At 57.8% G+C, this 3018-nt stretch carries 1 protein-coding gene; it reads left to right on the top strand.

The genetic code is table 11. The annotated features are described in order from the left end of the window. Positions 1-3018: hypothetical protein (locus tag ABX749_RS27800; RefSeq protein ID WP_372898894.1), on the top strand; the 3018-nt coding region annotated here is incomplete at both ends.

Raw genomic sequence — 3018 nt, forward strand, 5'->3', positions numbered from 1 at the left:
CCAAATGGAACGCCCGTTCCGCTGCTGATCAGTACCGAGGGAATTCCACTTTTCACCCTCGGCACGTTCGGCGGTACGGTCAACATCGAAGCCCTCAACGACATTGCTATCCGACAGAACGAGCGCGATCTGCTGGTGTACGGCATTACCTCGCAAGGCGGCGGCGACGTCTATGTGGATGCCGCTAGCGGACGGATTCTCGATGCGAGGATGCAGACGACGTCCAGTGTGCTCGAAGAGGACCAGATTCAGGGAATCTGGGATGATTTGACCTTGCTCGCGACCAGCGATCCCGCAACGGACGCCGCGACATCTGCTGCGAAATCGATCCCGCTGTTTGAGCAGCAAATCGAATCAAACTATCGGCTGTATTGGCGACTGAGAGAAAACGGAACGTATGGTACCGTCGGTGACGACCAGACGTTCTCATTAAACGTTGACGCGGTGGATCTGTTTCGTGAAGAAGCAGCCAACGCACTGACGGAGATCAGTGCGCAAGAGCGAGCCAATCGATTGAATCAAAACTTGGAAAACGATGCGTTCCAAGAAGTGCCTGATGTCACGCCGGGAAACATTTCCGATTCCGACGTTCGGGATTACGCCAAGACTCGCTATTTGGAAGTCGTCGATTTCTTCGACAGCAATCCTAACGCCGAGATTCCAGCGAACTTCCAGATTTTGGCCCCGAACTGGAGGGCACTCCCTGAGTTCCAAACGTTCAATGAGAACTATGCCTATACGGCCACGACCGATCAGCAAGACGCGTTGACCGCCAACTCGGTTTGGACCGAAGAACAATTGCGTTACGCGCTGAATCAAAAAGCGTTGCAACCGTCACCCGGCGGTCTGGTCGGTCTGGGCATTCCGAACATCAGCGGCGGCAATGTGACGATCAACGCACAAGACGGCCTCGGGATGCTGGACGCCCCGATGGTCCTGAGTTTCGACAGCCTATTGAATGGAACTCTGACGACCGAAGAACAGAAAGCTCTGGCCGGAGCGAACAACCCGGGTGACATCCAGATCGGCGCCGCGGAAATCAGGATCAAGCAAACGTCGCCGCTGTTCATCGATGCTTCGGGCAAAGTCATAGTCATTTCCGGTGGCGAAATCTTCTTGCAGAGCACGATGCAGGACTTGGAAGTCGAATACGTTTCGGCCGACGGAAACGTCAGCCTGACCGCCCCACAGACGATTCAAAGTACGGGCGCCGTGTCACCGTCGATTAACGTGACTTCGGGAGATCTGACGCTCGTCGCCGGAACCGGAAACATCGGTACGAGCGCAGTCCTGCCGTTGGAGATTCAAGTTTCGGGCGCTGTCAGTCAGGCATCCGCCGGCGAAGACATTTTTCTTCGAAACATTGGCGGTGACCTGCGGTTCGACCAAATCGTTGCCGGAGAATCGGTCAACCTCTACGTGCCCGCCGGCGGTCTGCAGCATGTCCAGGGAACGGGAATCACGGCCAAGTCTCTCGTCTTCAATGTTCAAACCGGGGTCGACGGAACCAGTGATGCATTGCCATTGAATCTGGATGCCGATGGAGGATTAACGGGGCTAGCGGGCGGAACGATCCACATCGTCAGTCCGAACACTTCGCTGAAGTTTAACAATGTGGTTTCGGGCGGCGGCGACGTGCTGGCGATCGTGGACGGGGATGCCAAGGTCGGTCGCGTTTCGGCAACGGGTACGGTCGACATTATCGCAAGTGGCAACATTTTAGATGGCGTCGATGCGAGTGTTTCGCCGCAACCTGATGGCCTTCCGAACATCTTCGCGCCCAACGCCATGCTTTCCGCCGGACGTGCGATCGGCGACGAGGCGAATCCGCTGGAAACAAGTGTCAGCCATCTCGAAGCCGACACGACCTTCGGCGGAATCTGGCTTTTCAACTTCGGCAACTTGGAAGTCGGTGGCATCAACCCCGGTGCCGGAGTCACCGCGCGGGGCAGCATCGACATCGCGACGTCCGGAAACCTGACCGTTTCTCAGCCCGTTCACTCCGACCAAGACTCCGTGCGATTGGCAGCGACGGGCGATGTTTTGCAAAACGCCGATGTAACGACGGCCGCGACGGCGACGATTCAGCTTTCGGCGGACATCGACGCCCTGGGCGGGGGCGGCATCACGATGTCCGAAGACGCGTCGGTGATCTGCCTCGGCCTGATCGACTTGGACGCCAGCGGCGACATCACTCTCGGACGGTTGTGGTCGGACATCGGCGTGACCGTGAATACCACGAGCGGATCGGTTGTTGATGGCAACGACGTCACGGTTGCGGAAACGGACAACATCATCGCACCGACCGCTGTCCTGCAAGCGGGAGTCGGTGTTGGAACACTTACCAACCCCATCGAAACGTGGATCGGAAAACTGGAAGGCGTCGTGGGTGCGGCAGGTCTTTTCGTTGATGACGCGAACGGTTTGATCATTGGCCGCATCCTTAATCAGGCGGACGGAATCGCCACGGATGGCTTGAGTGCGTTTGGACCGGTGCATGTTTCGACGACAGGATCCATGACGATCGTTCAGGACGTCACGTCGATCTCGGCGGATGTTGAATTGACAGCGATCGATTCGCTATCGGCGACCGAGAATATTCTGGTGACAGGCGGCGCGACGGTTTATGGCGGCGATGACGTGCGTCTGTTGGCCGGTGATGACATTCGTGTCGACCTCGGCGCCAGCGTGGACGCGTTTGATCTGGCAACACTGGCTGCCGACTATGTGCCGGGCGGGAGCAGCGACCAAGACCGGGGTGTCGGTGGCCGCGTCGATCTGTTGGGAACCGTCGGGGCCAGGATCTTTCACGTTCACGGCGGTGCAGATCGAGACACATTCAATTTGAACGGAGTCGTCTCTCAGGGGATTTTGTTGGCCGAGGGAAGAGGCCAGATAGATGACTTCACGGTCGAAGTGATCAACTCGGCTTCCGCGCCGGTGTTGCTGTTCGGCGATCACGCCGCGGTCGTTGATTTGGGCGGGGGTCGGACCGCCATTGAATCGGCACAAACCGGA

Source organism: Stieleria sp. (assembly GCF_041595215.1).
GTDB classification, from domain to species: domain Bacteria; phylum Planctomycetota; class Planctomycetia; order Pirellulales; family Pirellulaceae; genus Stieleria; species Stieleria magnilauensis.